This is a genomic window from Luteimonas dalianensis, assembly GCF_049339425.1.
In the GTDB taxonomy this organism is placed as follows: domain Bacteria; phylum Pseudomonadota; class Gammaproteobacteria; order Xanthomonadales; family Xanthomonadaceae; genus Luteimonas; species Luteimonas dalianensis.
Genome location: NZ_JBMPPO010000005.1, coordinates 271,582 through 288,534, shown reverse-complemented (window position 1 = coordinate 288,534; position 16,953 = coordinate 271,582). Strand labels below are relative to the sequence as shown.

At 68.3% G+C, this 16,953-nt stretch carries 15 protein-coding genes and 1 tRNA gene; 12 read left to right on the top strand and 4 right to left on the bottom strand.

What is annotated here, in order from left to right; all coding sequences use genetic code 11:
* Positions 1-104 precede the first annotated feature (104 nt).
* The 4 genes from ACOZ90_RS09620 to ACOZ90_RS09605 all read right to left on the bottom strand — a co-directional run bounded on the left by ACOZ90_RS09620 (position 105) and on the right by ACOZ90_RS09605 (position 3,460).
* A complete protein-coding gene (locus tag ACOZ90_RS09620; protein ID WP_422893430.1) occupies positions 105-419 on the bottom strand; it encodes a hypothetical protein in 315 nt (104 codons plus the stop codon).
* A gap of 152 nt (positions 420-571) precedes the next feature.
* Entirely contained in the window at positions 572-1,093 is a 522-nt protein-coding gene (locus tag ACOZ90_RS09615; RefSeq protein ID WP_422893432.1) for an NMCC_0638 family (lipo)protein, read from the bottom strand.
* A gap of 1,278 nt (positions 1,094-2,371) precedes the next feature.
* A complete protein-coding gene (locus ACOZ90_RS09610) occupies positions 2,372-3,004 on the bottom strand; it encodes a hypothetical protein (RefSeq protein ID WP_422893431.1) in 633 nt (210 codons plus the stop codon).
* Positions 3,005-3,145: 141 nt separating this feature from the next.
* The gene (locus ACOZ90_RS09605; RefSeq protein WP_422893430.1) at positions 3,146-3,460 is read right to left on the bottom strand and encodes a hypothetical protein; all 315 of its coding nucleotides are present in this window, start codon (positions 3,458-3,460) and stop codon (positions 3,146-3,148) included.
* 736 nt (positions 3,461-4,196) lie between these two features.
* On the opposite strand from ACOZ90_RS09605, the gene ACOZ90_RS09600 reads away from it, so the two are divergent.
* The 12 genes from ACOZ90_RS09600 (at position 4,197) to ACOZ90_RS09545 (ending at position 16,906) form a co-directional block, all read left to right on the top strand.
* Positions 4,197-5,141: an integron integrase gene (locus tag ACOZ90_RS09600; protein ID WP_422893443.1), complete on the top strand. Its 945-nt coding sequence runs from the start codon at positions 4,197-4,199 to the stop codon at positions 5,139-5,141.
* The gene (locus tag ACOZ90_RS09595; RefSeq protein ID WP_422893429.1) at positions 5,138-7,525 is read left to right on the top strand and encodes a DNA internalization-related competence protein ComEC/Rec2; all 2,388 of its coding nucleotides are present in this window, start codon (positions 5,138-5,140) and stop codon (positions 7,523-7,525) included. Before ACOZ90_RS09600 ends, ACOZ90_RS09595 begins: the two co-directional genes overlap by 4 nt.
* Positions 7,526-7,636: 111 nt before the next feature.
* Complete coding sequence (locus ACOZ90_RS09590; RefSeq protein ID WP_422893428.1) at positions 7,637-8,311, top strand: MotA/TolQ/ExbB proton channel family protein; 675 nt, start codon at positions 7,637-7,639, stop codon at positions 8,309-8,311.
* 6 nt (positions 8,312-8,317) lie between these two features.
* The gene (locus ACOZ90_RS09585) at positions 8,318-8,752 is read left to right on the top strand and encodes an ExbD/TolR family protein (RefSeq protein ID WP_422893427.1); all 435 of its coding nucleotides are present in this window, start codon (positions 8,318-8,320) and stop codon (positions 8,750-8,752) included.
* A 13-nt stretch (positions 8,753-8,765) separates the two neighbouring features.
* A complete protein-coding gene (msbA, locus tag ACOZ90_RS09580) occupies positions 8,766-10,535 on the top strand; it encodes a lipid A export permease/ATP-binding protein MsbA (RefSeq protein ID WP_422893426.1) in 1,770 nt (589 codons plus the stop codon).
* A 9-nt stretch (positions 10,536-10,544) separates the two neighbouring features.
* Positions 10,545-11,543, top strand: a complete 999-nt coding sequence (gene lpxK, locus ACOZ90_RS09575; protein WP_422893425.1) for a tetraacyldisaccharide 4'-kinase — start codon at positions 10,545-10,547, stop codon at positions 11,541-11,543.
* Between the two features lie 62 nt (positions 11,544-11,605).
* Positions 11,606-12,379, top strand: a complete 774-nt coding sequence (kdsB, locus tag ACOZ90_RS09570) for a 3-deoxy-manno-octulosonate cytidylyltransferase (protein WP_422893424.1) — start codon at positions 11,606-11,608, stop codon at positions 12,377-12,379.
* Entirely contained in the window at positions 12,376-12,867 is a 492-nt protein-coding gene (locus ACOZ90_RS09565; RefSeq protein WP_422893423.1) for a low molecular weight protein-tyrosine-phosphatase, read from the top strand. Before kdsB ends, ACOZ90_RS09565 begins: the two co-directional genes overlap by 4 nt.
* Before the next feature lie 29 nt (positions 12,868-12,896).
* Positions 12,897-14,321 carry a thioredoxin-like domain-containing protein gene (locus tag ACOZ90_RS09560; protein WP_422893422.1) on the top strand — a complete coding sequence of 475 codons (1,425 nt, stop codon included), beginning with the start codon at positions 12,897-12,899 and terminating at the stop codon, positions 14,319-14,321.
* Positions 14,318-16,135, top strand: a complete 1,818-nt coding sequence (uvrC, locus tag ACOZ90_RS09555; RefSeq protein WP_422893421.1) for an excinuclease ABC subunit UvrC — start codon at positions 14,318-14,320, stop codon at positions 16,133-16,135. The genes ACOZ90_RS09560 and uvrC overlap by 4 nt, the downstream gene beginning before the upstream one ends.
* 54 nt (positions 16,136-16,189) lie before the next feature.
* Positions 16,190-16,840 carry a CDP-diacylglycerol--glycerol-3-phosphate 3-phosphatidyltransferase gene (gene pgsA, locus ACOZ90_RS09550; RefSeq protein ID WP_422893420.1) on the top strand — a complete coding sequence of 217 codons (651 nt, stop codon included), beginning with the start codon at positions 16,190-16,192 and terminating at the stop codon, positions 16,838-16,840.
* Positions 16,831-16,906: transfer RNA gene (locus ACOZ90_RS09545), tRNA-Gly, on the top strand. Before pgsA ends, ACOZ90_RS09545 begins: the two co-directional genes overlap by 10 nt.
* Positions 16,907-16,953: the final 47 nt, after the last annotated feature.

Sequence of the window (16,953 nt, the reverse complement as noted above, 5' to 3'; positions counted from 1 at the left end):
CTAACACCTGAGTTAAGCCGAGCTGCGTAGTGGAGCCAACCACATGGCAAGCTTTACCTGCCATGTGGTTGGTGGAACGAAGCGGCTTCGGCTTGAACGCATTGTTAGCCACCACCCACGGATGGCTTGGTGACCACGTTGATCACCACCGAGTCACCATCCGTAAGGACCTCCACGCGGTTGGAACTGGGAAGGTAATCGTCGACCGAGGTAACGGGCCTGCCGTCGACCAAAAAGAGCACCGTGTCCGGAGAGATCAACGTGGTGCGATCTGTGTCCGTAACGTACCGCTCGACGATGCTGGCCACGTTATTGGCTCCTGCTGCTTCAAGCTCGGCAGTGGAGTAGGTGAGTTTGGCATCGGCTTGGCTGGTGCCCGCAAAAAGCATGAGGATTGATATGGCGATGAGCTTCTTCATGTGGTCCCTCAAATGTAAAGAATCGAGATTGCTCTGTGGGGGCTAACACCTAAGTCAAGCCGAGAAGCGTAGTGGAGCCAAGCACATGGCAAGCTGTATCTGCCATGTGCTTGGTGGAACGAAGCGGCTTCGGCTTGAACGCATTGTTAGGCCTACTTTGCTACGGCGCCGAGGGATGCCATGGCTTGAACAGGTGAAGCGGGATCCTCAGAGGTGGTAAGAGTGAAAAGCAACTCCGATGGATCCTGCTCTCGGGTCCAGGCGTAGGAAACAGTACGAGTTGAGCCAGATGCAGGCCCGTTGTTCTGACGCTGGACCGCAATCAACGGCTCAGGCGCGTCTCCCACCGTGGCTATGAAGTTGCGTTGGACATCTGTTGCCGATGCAGTCTGTGCGAAAACAGCGCACATGCCATCCTGCCGAAGTGACACCACAAACCTAGAGTTGTTGTGCTCTACCAGCCACGCCGTGCCCTCAAGGCCACCAAGGAAAAATGATGCTTCCTGTCCAGCGAGTTCTTGATGCGCTGCCAACTCCCCGCGCAGCTGGTCCTGCGAATAGAAGTGCTGCATACACGTACGGGCAAAGAGATCGGTAAAGCTATCCAGCTGCCCGGCTTGTGCTGACAAGGAGAGAGCAATTGAGAGTAAGCCCGAGCTGATGACCTTGTGCACTAGTTTTCCCTGTAGGCCTAACACCTAAGTTAAGCCGAACTGCGTAGTGGAGCCAAGCACATGGCAAGCTGTATCTGCCATGTGCTTGGTGGAACGAAGCGGTTTCGGCTTGAACGCATTGTTAGGCCGCGCCCCTAGTCAGGCCGTTGATTGTTATGACTGCGAGAAACGTAAAGGCCAGAGTACAAACCACCGAGTAGACAAGGGTCGAGTACGAAATGAGCGACAACATCCCGTCCCCGAAGCCCCGGTGCTCTCTGCGGAGCACAAATCTTAGGACAACCGGTATACCGCGGAGTCCACTGCGGAGACGGAGCGACGACCCGCCCATTGCTGCGTAAGTTTCAGGATGACGGAACTCTAGACAGTTGAGTAGTCCGTTGGCCATTAGAAGCCAAATCCCGAAGTGAACTGCAAGGCCGGGAAGTAGAATGGAAAGCATCGAAATGAGCACGATAGACCCCCCTAGCGGCCTAACACCTAAGTTAAGCCGCGCCGCGCAGTGGAGCAACCCATGTGGCAAGCTTTACCTGCCATATGGGTTGTGGAACGAAGCGGGGTCGGCTTGAACGCATTGTTAGGCCGATTACCGACCAACTCGATGGGAGTCCGTAAGAAGTATCTCTGTAACCTGGTCATCACTGACGGAGATCTCTGCCAGCAGCCCTCCGCCTTGTGAGTTATAGCCAACAACCCACGCTACCTCAGTTGTTACGAACCAAGCGCCCGCCGCAACGTCCGAGAATTGGAAATTGCCCTGAGCATCACAGGTTGACTGCTTAACGAGTTCTTGTGCCTCCACGTGGGCAGGCTGAATCTGACGGCCAGAGCGGGCGATGTCCAGTGCCTCGCTGAAGTACGGAGTTGATGGGATGAGCATGACCTCGCTGCCAGCACATGTGACCACTCCGCCTCCCTGTTGCCGAAGAAAGGCTTGGCCTTTAACCGCGCCACTTCCTGCCACCGCATATGCAGAATGAGCTGCAGAGTCAAACGGAGTACTTATTGCGACGGGTGGCTGCGGTGCAAAAGTGGCACAACCTGAAATTACCAGTGCCGCCGCAATGATAGAAATCTTTCTCATCGTCTCCAACTCCCCTGATTGTATGAAGAACAGCGCATGGACAAGGCTACACGCTCCCCGCAAATGTCCTAATCGGCCTAACACCTAAGTTAAGCCGCGCCGCGTAGTGGAGCAAACCACATGGCAAGCTGTACCTGCCATGTGGTTTGTGGAACGAAGCGGGGTCGGCTTGAACGCATTGTTAGGACTCATACTCACGGCAGGGCGGCGAGCGCCTTATCCGCGAAGTCCTCGTAAGCCTGAAGATAAACGAAGAAGTATTTGTTGGTGGCGCTAGCAGCGACAGGATAGTCTCGGATGTAGCGGCCTACACTCATGCCTTGTCGTTGAGCCGTTGGGATTCCTTCTGCGGTTAGGTGCTTCACAAATTTTGTCTGCGCCTGTCCGCCGGAGTGCGCGATCCTATTTCGCACCATGTGCGCTGCCACAAGGTGGTTGTACGTTGCCGCCCCAAGGGTGGCGTGGAGAGTAGCAAAAAAAGACGTGGGACCAAGAATATTGGCGCCACGCTCTTTCAGCTTTTGCGGGCTGCCCCAGCCGAGCTTGTTATTGAGGCCCTGATCAGGATCCCCCATTACGAAAGGGCTTTGTTTGACCGTGATCTTCAATCGAGAACGAACCTCGGCTTGGAACATGGTCTTTGCAAAGTCCTCGAATTTGGCCGCAATCTCAAAGAAGATGAACTGAGCAGCGTCTCGCGTATCTGGATTGGTCAGCCGTGCTGAAGCAGCGGCCGATGCGCCTGTGTAGCCATGCAAGACAATCTTCTTGTAGAGATCGCGCGCACGGTCAATGTTTGAATTAAAGCCGCTGACTTGGCTCGTCACGAATGCCTTGGTTACGCGAGGTGGTGGCATATGAGTCCTAACACCTGAGTTAAGCCGAGCTGCGTAGTGGAGCCAACCACATGGCAAGCTTTACCTGCCATGTGGTTGGTGGAACGAAGCGGCTTCGGCTTGAACGCATTGTTAGCCACCACCCACGGATGGCTTGGTGACCACGTTGATCACCACCGAGTCACCATCCGTAAGGACCTCCACGCGGTTGGAACTGGGAAGGTAATCGTCGACCGAGGTAACGGGCCTGCCGTCGACCAAAAAGAGCACCGTGTCCGGAGAGATCAACGTGGTGCGATCTGTGTCCGTAACGTACCGCTCGACGATGCTGGCCACGTTATTGGCTCCTGCTGCTTCAAGCTCGGCAGTGGAGTAGGTGAGTTTGGCATCGGCTTGGCTGGTGCCCGCAAAAAGCATGAGGATTGATATGGCGATGAGCTTCTTCATGTGGTCCCTCAAATGTAAAGAATCGAGATTGCTCTGTGGGGGCTAACACCTGAGTTAAGCCGACCTGCGTAGCGCAGCCGACAGCGTGGCAAGCTTTATCTGCCACGCTGTTGGCGGAGCGAAGCAGGTTCGGCTTGAACGATTTGTTAGGCCGCTCCGGCGGGTCGCTGGGTACACGGCTTGGATCGGCTACGGGAGATTGCGAACAGCCAGGAAACCGCAGCGAGTGAGGGCAGCACAAGAAATGTCATTGCGTCTGGCGCCTTAAGCGCCGCCGAAGCGATGATGGCAGATGCCCACAACAGTGAATTGGCTATTTGGAATTGCTTGTTCACGAGCTACTCCTGTGAAGACGCATACGCCGGGTGAAGCGTGACCACTTTGATACGCCGAGGCAGATCAGCGGGGAAGTGAAGAAAGTACTACCGCTGGAAGCTGGAAGCGATGTTGAACCTGCATATGGTCCGAGTGAGGGCTCTTGAGCGGCCTAACACCTATTCGATATCAAAACGGGGCGTATGCCCTGTGCGTAAGCCACGGTTTTCCCCCTTCAGAATCAGGTTTTTCCTACCGTCTACATCGGCTTGCGGCGAGTGCAGGTGTGTAACCCCGGTGCCTAATCTGGCCCTTGTAGTGGAATGGCCAAGGAAGGTCGATGGAACGCTATCACCGTGGGGCGGGAGGTACAACGAGGGTGGCTGGGCATGGTGTGGTCGGGGGGAGCAGGCCCGGCGGACTGCTTGACCAGCTGCGCGGCAGGATCCGGCGCCTTGGAATGGCCCGGCGCACGGAGGAGGCATATGTCGCCTGGGCCGTCCGTTTCATCAAGGCCAACGGCCGCCGTCATCCGCGTGAGTTGGGCGGGCGCGAGGTGGAGGCGTTCCTGACTTCACTGGCCCTGCGCGACAACGTTGCGCCATCCACCCAGAACCAGGCGCTGGCCGCGCTGCTGTTCCTCTATCGCGAGGTGCTGGGTCTGGAGCTGCCGTGGATGGAGGATATCCGCCGGGCGAAGAAGCCGCGGCGGCTGCCGGTGGTGCTGTCGCGGGACGAGGTGGCTGCGGTGCTGGGCGAGCTGTCCGGGGTGCATTGGCTGATGGCGTCGCTGTTGTATGGCAGTGGGCTTCGGCTCATGGAGTGCGCCCGGCTGCGGGTGAAAGATGTTGATTTTGGTCGCGCTGAACTGACGGTGCGTGGTGGCAAGGGCGGGCGCGACCGGCGCACGATGCTGCCGCAGAAGCTGTTCGCTCCGCTGCAGGCGCAGCTGGAGGAGAGCACGCGAGTGCACGGCCGGGATCTGTCGGCCGGTTTCGGCGAGGTCTGGCTGCCGTCCGCGCTGTCGGTGAAGTACCCGAACGCGGCCCGCGAGCCGGGCTGGCAGTACGTGTTTCCTTCGGTGAACCGTAGCGTGGATCCGCGCAGCGGCGTCACCCGCCGCCATCATCGCGACGAAAAAGGCCTGCAGCGGGCCTTCAAGGCGGCCGTCCGGGCGGCGGGCGTGGTCAAGCCCGCCACCTGCCACACCCTGCGCCACTCCTTCGCGACCCACCTGCTCGAATCCGGCTACGACATCCGCACCATCCAGGAGCTGCTGGGCCACAAGGATCTGGCCACCACGCAGATCTATACCCACGTGCTCAACCGGGGCGGGCTGGCCGTGCGCAGCCCGCTGGATCTGTGAGCGCGGGCTCCGGCGGCGTGCCGCGCCTGCGGCGCACGTCGCCGTTCGCGCTGCCGCTGGCGGCGGCGCTGGTGGCCGGGGCCACGCTGGCGCTGCAGCTGCCGGCGCTGCCGGCGGCCGGCTGGCTGGTGGCGGGCCTGCTGGCAGGAATTGCGGCGTGGCTGCTCGGGCGGCGGCTGGCGGTGCGGGTGCCGGGCGCGCTGCTGGCCGGGTTCGCGCTGTGTGGGCTGCATACGGCGTGGGCGCTGTCGCTGCAGCTGCCGGTGGAGCACGAGCGTTCGGACGTGGTGCTCACGGGCAGGGTGGTGGGGCTGCCCGAACACGACGACGACCGCACCCGGTTCCTGTTCCGGGTCGCCCGTTCCGAATCCGTCCCGGAGCATCTGCGCGGCCGCAGGCTGCGCCTGGCCTGGTACGACGGCTGGGGCGATGAGGAGTCTCGCCGTGGCGAGATCGAGGCGGGAAGCGAGTGGGGATTCACGGTGCGCCTGCGCGCCCCGCGCGGGCTGCGCAATCCGGGCTGGTTCGACGGCGAGAAGCAGGCGCTGGCGCGGCGCATCTCCGCTATCGGCTACGTGCGCGATGCCGAGCCGGTCGAACGGCTGGGCGGGGCGGGCGGCATGGATGCGTGGCGCGACAGGGTCGCCGGGCGCATCGACGCGGCGGTGGCCAGCGATTCCTCCCGCTACGTGCGCGCGCTGGCGCTGGGCGATACCCGCGAGCTGGCCGAGGCCGACTGGGAGGCGCTGCGGGCCACCGGGCTGACCCACCTGATCGCGATCTCCGGCTTCCACGTGGGCCTGGTGGCGGGCTTTTTCGCACTGCTCGGGGCGGGCGTCTGGCGGCTGCTGCCGGGGCTGGGCCGCTGGCTGCCGAGGCCGCAGGCGGCGGCGATCGTGGCCCTGGGCGGGGCGCTGTTCTATGCCGCGGTGGCCGGCTGGGAGCTGCCCACGGTGCGCACGGTGCTGATGATCGGGGTGGTGGTGGTGGCGCGGCTGGCACGGCGTTCGCTGCGGGTGGCCGATTCGCTGGCGCTGGCGGCGGTGGCGGTCACCCTGGTCGATCCGCTGTCGCTGCTCACCGCCGGGTTCTGGCTCAGTTTCGCGGGCGTGGCCTGGCTGGTGTGGTGCCTGCCGCGGGTGGACGAGCAGCGGCTGGTGCCGGGATTTCTGACCGCGCAGTGGGTGGCCACGCTCGGGCTGCTGCCGCTCACGGCGGTGCTGTTCGGCCAGGCCTCGCTGGCCGGGCCGCTGGCCAACCTGGTGGCGATCCCGTGGTGGAGCCTGGTGGTGGTGCCGCTGTCGCTGCTGGGCACCGGGCTGGAGGCGCTGCAGGCCGGGTGGGGCGGCTGGGCGTGGCGGCTGGCGGCGTGGTGTTTTGATCTCAGCTGGCCGCTGTTCGGCTGGCTGGCCGAAAGCCGGTTCTCGCTGTGGTGGCTGCCCGAGGCGCGCTGGTTCGCGCTGCCGCTGGCGCTGGCCGGCGCGTTCTGGCTGCTGCTGCCGCGCGGGGTGCCGGGCAAGTGGCTGGCGGCGCTGCTGTGGCTGCCGCTGCTGTGGCCCGACCGCGAGCTGCCGGGCCACGGCGAGGCCGAGCTGGTGGTGCTGGACGTGGGCCAGGGGCTGTCGGTGCTGGTGCGCACCGCCCGCCACGCGTACCTGTACGACATGGGCCCGGCGGTGCCCGACGGCTACGACGCCGGCGAGCGGGTGGTGGTGCCGGCGCTGCTGGCGCTGGGGGTGCGGCGGCTGCACGGGGCCATCGTCAGCCACTCGGATGCCGACCATGCCGGCGGGCTGGGCGCGGTGATGCGGCGGTTCCCGGCGTCGGCGCGGTTCGCGCCGCACGGCTCGGGCATCGAAGACGCCGCGCCGTGCCTGGCCGGCAGCGGCTGGGAGGTGGACGGGGTCGCGTTCCGCTTCCTGCATCCCACCATGCACTTTCCCTACATCCGCAACGAGGCCAGCTGCGTGCTGCGGGTGGAAACGGCCCACGGCGCGGCGCTGCTGATGGGCGACGTGGGCGAGATCATCGAGCGCGAAATGATGCGCCGCGAGCCGGAGGCCGTCCGTGCCGACGTGGTGCTGGCCGGCCACCACGGCAGCCGCACTTCGTCCGACCCGGGCTTCGTCAACGCCACCGGCGCCGGCCACGCCCTGGTCTCGGCCGGCTACGGCAACCGTTTCGGCCATCCGCATGAACAGGTGGCGTACCGCTGGACGCGCGCCGGGGCGGACGTGCTGTCCACCGCCACCGGCGGCGCCCTGCGGGTGCGTCTGGCGCAGGGCGGCACGGCGGTCGGCCAGCGCCGGCTGGCCCATCCCCGCCTCTGGGACGCCCAGCGCCGCCTGGCGGCAGCCGAAATCATCGAAGACCGGCAGCGGTGAAGCTCCACCCCGTCATTCCCGCGCCGTCCGGCAGCCAGCCCTCGGCCGGGGCGGCCGCTACGCTATCCTATCCGCCGGTTTGATCCGGCCCTCGGGGCCATGGGGATTTGCGTGCTGGAACTGGTCAAGGCCGGCGGCTGGCCGATGATCCCGCTGCTGATGCTTTCGGCGGTGGGGCTGGCGATCATCGTCGAGCGCCTGTGGGCGCTGCGGCGCAAGGCGGTGGTGCCCGCCGGGCTGGGCGAGGAAGTGCGCGCCTGGGCCGCGCGCGGGCGCCTGGATCCGGCCCACATCGATTCGCTGCGCTCCACCTCGCAGCTGGGCGCGCTGCTGGCCGCCGCGCTGGACGTGCGCAACCGCCCGCGTGACGAGATCCGCGAGCGCATCGAGGACACCGGCCGCCACCTGGCCCACGGCATGGAGCGCTACCTCAACACCCTGGGCAGCGTGGCCGCGGCCGGGCCGCTGCTGGGGCTGTTTGGCACCGTGGTGGGCATGATCCAGATGTTCCTGGGGGTGATGGAGGTGGGCGTGGGTGACGTGAACCAGCTGGCCGGCGGCATCGGCAAGGCGCTGGTGTGCGCGGCCACGGGCATGATCGTGGCGGTGCCGGCGCTGATGTTCCACCGCTGGTTCCGCGGCCGCGTGGACACCTACATCGTGGAGATGGAGCAGGAGGCGATCCTGCTGATGGACGCGCTGGATCCGCGCGCGCGCCGCGCCACCGCCGCTGCCGTCGCGCCGAGTGCCGCGGCCGGCGCCGATCCGGTTCCCGTCCAGGGCTGACCGGCCGTGCGCATCCGCAGCCGCCGCGCCGACGCCGAGCCCGAGATCAATCTCGTGCCGCTGATCGACGTGATCCTGGTGCTCATCATCTTCTTCGTGGTCACCACCACCTTCGACCTCAACTCCGCGCTCAAGCTGGAGCTGCCCAGCGCCAGCGCCGAGCAGTCCGAGGCCCCCGAGCACGCGCTCAGCGTCCTGGTCAACGCCGAGGGCCGCTACTTCATCGACGAGCAGGAGGCCCTGCGCACCGACGTGGAATCGCTCAAGCGCACCATCCTGGAAGTGGCCGGCGACGACCGCCAGCGCCCGGTGCTGCTGCGCGCCGATGCCCGCACCCCGCACCAGGCGGTGGTGACGGCGATGGACGCGCTGGGCCAGCTCGGCTTCCGCCAGATCTCCATCGCCACCGCGCCCGAGCAGGCCGCGGCGGGCGCGCAGTGAGCCGGCCGGCCTGATGGCGGACGCAGGGCAAACGCAGCAGGGGGCCTGGCCGATCTACCGGCGCCTGCTTGGTTACGCATGGCGCTACTGGCCGCTGCTGCTGGTGGCGCTGGTGGGCATGAGCATTGAGGCCGTCGCCGGCGCCGCCTTCGTGCAGCTGATGGATCCGCTGGTCAACGACGGCTTCGTCGATCCGCAGCCGCGCATGGCGGTGCTGCTGCCGCTGGCCATCGTCGGCCTGTTCGTGCTGCGCGGCATCGCCACCTTCGCCACCGACTACGGCATGGCCCGCGCCGGCCGCAGCGTGGTGCGCGACCTGCGCGAGCTGGTGCTGGCCAAGTACCTGCGCCTGCCCAGCGCCAGCTTCGACCGCGAGTCGGTGCCGGTGATGGTCAGCCGCCTGAACTTCGACACCGAGCAGGTCACCCAGGCCAGTGCCGACGCGCTCAAGGTCATCGTCGCCGACGGCCTGACCATCGTCCTGCTGCTGGCGCTGATGTTCATCACCAGCGTCAAGGTGACCCTGGCGATGATCGTGATCGCGCCGCTGATCGGCGTGCTGGTGTGGGTGGTGGGCAAGCGCTACCGGCGCATCAGCGGCGGCATCCAGACCGGCATGGGCGACCTGGCCCAGGCCGCCGAGCAGTCGCTGGCCGCGCAGCAGGACGTCAAGGTCCACGGCGCCCAGGAGTTCGAAAAGAGCCGCTATTCGGGCCTGGCCAACCGCATCCTGCGGCTGAACATGAAGGTCGAGACCACGCGGGCGATCGCCTCGGCGATGGTGCAGATCCTGGCCGCGATCGCGCTGGCGGCGATCGTCTGGGTGGCCACCCGCGAGGCGCTGGCCGGCCAGCTCAACCCTGGCGAGTTCGTCAAGCTGATGACCGCAATGATGGGGATCATTCCCTCGCTGCGGCGGATCACCAACGTGCAGAGCGTGATCGGGCGCGGCGTGGCCGCGGCCGAGCGCCTGTTCCAGGTGCTCGACAGCGAGGAGGAGCGCGACACCGGCAGGCGCGCCATCGATCGCGCGCGTGGCGAGCTGGTGTTCGACAACGTCGGCCTGCGCTACAGCCGCGACGGCGACGACGCCCCGGGCATGGCCCTGGAGGGCATCAGCTTCACCGCCAGGCCGGGCACGGTGACCGCCATCGTCGGCCGTTCGGGCAGCGGCAAGACCAGCCTGGTGCGGCTGGTGCCGCGTTTCTACGAGCCCAGCTCCGGCAGCATCACCCTGGACGGCGCCGCGCTGGACGACTACCGCCTGGCCGACCTGCGCCGCCAGGTGGCCCTGGTGGGCCAGCAGGTGATGCTGTTCGACGACAGCGTCGCCGCCAACATCGCCTACGCCGCCGATGCCGATCCCGAAGCGATCCGCCAGGCGGCCGCGGACGCCAACGCGCTGGAGTTCATCGAGCGCCTGCCGCAGGGCATGGACACGCCCATCGGCGAGAACGGCTCGCTGCTGTCGGGCGGCCAGCGCCAGCGCCTGGCCATCGCCCGCGCGATCCTGCGCGACGCCCCGATCCTGATCCTGGACGAGGCCACCGCGGCCTTGGACACCGAATCCGAGCGCCTGGTGCAGGAGGCCCTGACCCGCCTCATGCCCGAGCGCACCACGCTGGTCATCGCCCACCGCCTGTCCACCATCGAACACGCCGACCAGGTGCTCGTCCTCGACCACGGCCGCCTGGTGGAGCAGGGCACCCACGCCGAACTCCTCGCCCGGGGCGGCCTGTACGCCCACCTGCACAACATGCAGTTCCGCGAGGCCGCCGAATGACCCCGGGCAATGGCACGTAAACCTCCTTCCTGGTGGTTCGACGGCGCGAGGGTGCCGGTCTCCGCCCGCGCCCTGTCCCGCCTCTACGACGGCGCCGTCCGCTCCCGCCAGTGGCTTTACCGCAAGGGCCTGCGCCGCAGCGTCGGCGTCGATGCGCCGGTCATCGTCGTCGGCAACCTCATCGCCGGCGGCAGCGGCAAGACCCCGCTCGCCATTGCCCTGGTCGAACGCCTGCGCGCCGAAGGCTGGACGCCCGGCGTCGCCAGCCGCGGCTACGGCCGCGAGGACGACAAGCGCCCGCGCTGGGTCGACGCGGGCACCGACCCGCGCCAGGGCGGCGACGAGCCCGTCCTCATCGCCGCCCGCACCGGCGCCAGGGTTCGCGTCGACCGCGACCGCGCCGCCGCCGCCCGCGCCCTGGCCAGTGCCGGCTGCAACGTCATCGTCTGCGACGACGGCCTGCAGCACTACCGCCTGCGCCGCGACATCGAGATCGAAGTCATCGACGGCCGCCGCCGCTACGGCAACGGCCTGCTCATCCCCGCCGGCCCCCTGCGCGAGCGCCCCGCGCGCAGCGGCGACTGCGACTTCCGCATCGTCAACGGCGGCAGCCAGGCCATCGACGACCCCGCCTTCGGCGAATGGCCCATGCGCCTGGACACCAGCCTCGCCAGGCCCCTGCTCGGCGGACGTCCGCTGCCGCTGGACGCATTCGCCGATCGCCGCGTCCACGCCGTCGCCGGCATCGGCGACCCGGAACGCTTCTTCGCCACCCTGCGCGCCCACCGCATCGCCGTCGTCCCCCACGCCTTCCCCGACCACCACCGCTACACCGCGCAGGATCTCCAGTTCGGCAGCGACCTGCCGGTGCTCATGACCGAAAAGGACGCGGTCAAGTGCCAGCCCTTCGCCAGCGAGCGCCACTACGTCGTCCCGGTCACCGCCCAGCTCCCCGAAGCCTTCTGGATCGCCCTCCTGGATCGCCTCGGCGGCCCACCCGCGCCCTGACCCGCGCCACCCAGCCCGCACGCCTGGTTACCTCCCGCATACCCCATGCGAGAATCAAAACCATGACCGCACCCACCGACTTCGTCGTCGCCATCCCCGCCCGCCACGCCTCCACCCGCCTGCCCGGCAAGCCCCTGCAGCCGATCGCCGGTGAACCCATGATCGTGCACGTGGCCCGCCGCGCCCTCGCCGCAGGCGCGCGCGAAGTCCGCGTCGCCACCGACGACCCGCGCATCGCCGACGCCCTCCACGGCAGCGGCATCCAGGTCGCCATGACCTCGCCCGACCACCAGTCCGGCACCGACCGCCTGGCCGAATGCGCCGACATCGCCGGCTGGAACGACGACACCGTCGTCGTCAACCTGCAGGGCGACGAACCCTTCGCCCCCGCCGCCGGCATCCGCGCCGTCGCCGCCACCCTGGTCGAATCCGGCGCGCCCATGGCCACCCTGGCCGCCCCGGTCGAAGACGCCCGCAGCCTGTTCGACCCCAATGCCGTCAAGCTCGTCCGCGCCGCCGGCGGCGACGCCCTCTACTTCAGCCGCGCCCCCATCCCCTGGGCCCGCGACGCCTTCGCCGGCGACCGCAGCGCCATGCCCCCGGGCGGCCCCTGGCTGCGCCATATCGGCATCTACGCCTACCGCGCCGGCTTCCTGCGCCGCTTCGCCGCCATGCCGCCGGGCACCCTGGAGCAGCTCGAAGCCCTGGAACAGCTGCGCGTGCTTGAAGCCGGCCACCGCATCGCCGTCGCCCTCACCCCCGAGCCGTTCCCGCCCGGCGTCGATACCTCCGAAGACCTTGAGCGCGCCCGCCGCCGCATGGAGCAGGGCGCATGAGCCGCCCGACCGGCCTGCTGATCGTCTGCCTGGGCAACATCTGCCGCTCGCCCATGGCCGAAGGCGCCTTGCGCGCGCGCCTGGCCGAAGCCGGGCTCGATCACGTGCGCGTCGACTCCGCCGGCACCGGCGACTGGCACGCCGGCAACCCGCCCGACAGCCGCGCCATCGCCACCGCCGCCGGCCACGGCGTCGATATCTCCGGCCTGCGCGCGCGCCAGCTTCACGCCGACGACTACCGGCGCTTCGACTGGCTGCTGTGCGCCGACCTGCAGAACCTGGGCGACGTGCGCGCCCGCGCCCCCGCGGCCGCCAGCGCCCGCATCGAGCTGCTCACCCGCTGGGCCGGCATCCACGCCGATGTCGGCGAGGGCGCCATCCCCGATCCCTACACCGGCGGCCGCGAGGACTTCGAACACGTCTGGCGCATGGTCGACGAAATCGCGGCCGCGGCGGTGGCGCGCCTTCGCGGCCCGATTGACGCATAATCGGCCGATCGCCGAACCTGCCCAGGCCCATGGACGTACAGGTCGCCCCCGAGTTCCCGGACTCGATCGAATGGCTGAACCTCTCCGAGCCGCTGCGCATGGCGCAGCTGCGCGGCAAGGTCTGTGCGCTGGCCTTCGTCAACGCCGGCTCGGCCTGGTCGATCCAGCGCCTGAACGACCTGGTGACCCTGCTCGGGCGCCATCGCGAGGGCCTGAACGTGGTGGCCGTGCACGTGCCGCGCTTCGAACACGAGCGCGATCCGCGGCGGGTGCTCAAGCGCCTGCGCCGGCACGGCTTCCAGTTCCCGGTCGGCCATGATCCCGACTGGGCCCTGTGGCAGCACTACGACGTGCAGGCCTGGCCGACCGTGGTCCTGATCGACGGCGACGGCAAGGTCTGCGGCCGCCTGGTCGGCGACGGCCCGCTGCGCGAGCTCGACGCCCAGGTCGCCGACCTCGTGCGCGCGCTGGTGCCGCAGTCGCTCAACCCGCAGCCGATCGAGCTGCGCCGCGGCGGCGAGCCGGATCTGCCGCTGCGCTTCCCGGTCGGCCTGGCGGTCTCGGGCAACTATCTCTACGTCGCCGACACCGGACACAACCGGGTGCTCGAGTGCGACCAGGGCGGGCGCATCCTGCGCCAGTTCGGCAGCGGCGGCGTCGGCTTCATCGACGGCCCCATGGAGCTGGCCGCCTTCAACGGCCCGCATGGCCTGGCGGTCGAACGCGACCTGCTGTACGTGGCCGACGCCGGCAACCACGCGGTGCGCCGGATCCAGCTGCGCAGCGGCGACATCGACACCCTGTTTGGTGCCGGCCGTCCCGGCACGCCTGCCGATGGCCCGGTTGCCGATCCCCGCTCGGTGGTGATGGATCGGCCCACCGGCGTGGCCCTGGCCGCCGGCCGGCTCTATGTGTGCAGCGCCGGCGACAACCGGGTCTGGGGCTTTGGCCTGGGTGACCAGACCCTGCGCTGCCTGGCCGGCTCCGGCCGGCTGGAAGTCGCCGACGGCACCGGCGCTGAAGCCTCCTTCGCCCAGCCCGTCGCCCTGGCCGCGGTGCAGCAGATGGTCTACGTGTGCGATGCCGCGGGCTCGGCCATCCGCAGCGTCAATGCGCGCACCGGCCTGGTACAGACCCTGGTGGGGCGGGGGCCCTGGGAGTTCGGCGGCGAGGACGGCGTGCGCAGTGCCGCCAGCCTGCAGCAGCCGCTGGCGCTGGCGCTGGATCCGGAATCCCCCCGGCTGTGGGTTGCCGACAGCGGCAACGACCGCCTGCGGGTGATGCGCCTGGGCGGCGGCGAGGTGTCCACCTTCGAGCTGCCGCGGCCGCTGCACGGCCCGGCCGGGCTGGCGATGGCGCCGGGCGTGGCCTGGATCGCCGACACCGATGCCCACGCCGTGCTGCGCCTGGACACGACGAACGGGGACCTGCACCACATCCCCATCGGCGAATGAGCGCCTTCGACGGCAAGCAGTACGTTGCCGGCCTGACCAACGCACCCGGGGTCTACCGCATGCTCGCCGCCGACGGCAGCGCGCTTTACGTGGGCAAGGCCGGCTCGCTGCGCAAGCGCGTGGCCAGCTATTTCAGCGCCTCGCCCAAGGGCGCGCGGATCATGTCGATGCTCTCGCAGGTGGCCTCGATGGAGGTCACGGCCACCCGCACCGAGGTCGAGGCGCTGCTGCTGGAAAACCAGCTGATCAAGTCGCTCAAGCCGCGCTACAACGTGATGCTGCGCGACGACAAGAGCTATCCGTTCGTGCTGCTCACCGACCAGGAGTGGCCGCGGCTGGGATTCCACCGCGGCTCGCGCTCCATCCCCGGCCGCTACTTCGGCCCGTACCCCAACGCGGGCGCGGTGCGCGACACCCTGAACCTGCTGCACAAGCTGTTCCGCCTGCGCAGCTGCGAGGACAGCGTGTTCCGCAACCGCTCCCGGCCCTGCCTGCAGTACCAGATCGGCCGCTGCAGCGCGCCCTGCGTGGGGCTGGTGACGCAGGAGGAATACGACGATGCGGTGCGCCGGGTGGGCCTGTTCCTGGACGGCCGCAGCGACGAGCTGACCGGCGAGCTCACCGCGGCGATGGAGCGCGCCAGCCAGGCGCTGGAGTTCGAGGAGGCCGCGCGCCTGCGCGACCAGGTCGCCTCGATCCGCAGCCTGCAGGCGCGCCAGTACGTGGACGGCCGGGTCGCCGACCTGGACGTGCTGGCCTGCGCCATGCAGGGCAGCGACGCTTGCGTGCTGCTGCTGGCCTTCCGCGACGGCCGCAACCTGGGCACCCGCGCGTTCTTTCCGCAGACCCGCGGCAACGAGGATCCGGCCGAGGTGCTGTCCGCGTTCGTCTCCCAGTACTACGCCGAACAGCCGCCGCCGCCGGAGATCGTGCTCGACCGCGCGATCGAGGACGCGGCGCTGCTGGAGCAGGCGCTGACCGAAGCCGCCGGCAGGCGCGTGCGCCTGCGCAGCAGCGTGCGCGGCGACCGCGCCGGCTACCTCGACCTGGCCACGCGCAACGCCGCGCTGGCCCTGGCCTCGCGCGTGGACAGCCACTCCGCCCAGCGTGCCCGGCTGGAAGGGCTGCAGGAGCTGCTGGGCCTGGACGAGCCGCCGCAGCGGATCGAGTGCTTCGACATCAGCCACACCATGGGCGAGGCCACCGTGGCCTCGTGCGTGGTGTTCGATGGCGAAGGCCCGGTGCGCGGCCAGTACCGCCGCTACAACATCACCGGGGTCACGCCGGGCGACGACTACGCGGCGATGGGCCAGGCGCTGATGCGCCGCTTCCGCCGCGCGGCCGAGGAGGGCGGCGTGGTGCCGGACGTGCTGCTGATCGACGGCGGCGCCGGCCAGGTGCGCCAGGCGCGCGAGGTGCTGGCCGAAGCGGGCGTGGCCGACGTGGCCCTCGTCGGCGTGGCCAAGGGCCCCGAGCGCCGGCCGGGCGAGGAAACCCTGCTGCTTCCCGATGGCCGCGAGGTTCGCCCGGGCCCGGCTTCGCCCGGCCTGCAGCTGATCCAGCAGGTGCGCGACGAGGCGCACCGGTTCGCGATCACCGGCCACCGCGGCCGGCGCCAGAAGGCGCGCAGCGTGAGCAGGCTGGAGGACATCCCCGGCATCGGCCCGCGCCGGCGCGGCAATCTGCTGCGCCACTTCGGCGGCCTGGCCGGGCTGAAGGCCGCCGGCGCCGAGGAGATTGCCCAGGTGGAGGGCATCAGCGACGCCCTGGCCGAGCGCATCTACGCCAGCCTGCACGGCATCGATTCGGTCTAGGCACGGGGCCTGCGACATCTGCGGCACGGTCACCGTAGAATGGCCCGCGTGCAGATGACCCTGACCATTCCCACCTGGCTCACGCTGGCCCGGATCATGATGATCCCGCTGCTGGTGCTGGTGTTCTACCTGCCGTTTTCGTGGACCAACCTCGCCGCCGCGGTGATCTTCGCACTGGCCGCGATCACCGACTGGCTGGACGGCTGGATCGCGCGCCGCTTCCACCAGTACTCCGCGTTCGGCGCGTTCCTGGATCCGGTGGCCGACAAGCTGATGGTGGCGGTGGCGCTGTTCTTGATCGTGCAGGCGCACCCGACGCCGTGGATGGCGTGCTGGGCGGCGGTGATCGTGGGCCGCGAGATCGCGGTTTCGGCGCTGCGCGAATGGATGGCCGAACTGGGCCAGCGCGCCACCGTGCGGGTGGCCGCGATCGGCAAGTTCAAGACCGTGGTGCAGATGGTCGCGATCCTGTGCCTGCTGTATTCGGTAACCCCGCAGAGCCGGCCGCCGGGCCTGGTGCCGTGGTGGAACGACGTGGTGTTCATCATCGGCGACTGGCTGCTGGCCGGCGCGGCGCTGCTGACCCTGTGGTCCGGATTCATGTACTTGCGCGCGGCGTGGCCGGTATTGCGCGTGCAGGACCGCAAAACAGTTGACACCCCCGCCGCGAACGGTAAAATCTCGCATCCCACGACGCGGGAATAGCTCAGTTGGTAGAGCGCAACCTTGCCAAGGTTGAGGTCGCGAGTTCGAGTCTCGTTTCCCGCTCCAGTTTGCGTCGAAGGAACCCCGCACGCGGGGTTTTTTAGTGTCGGGCG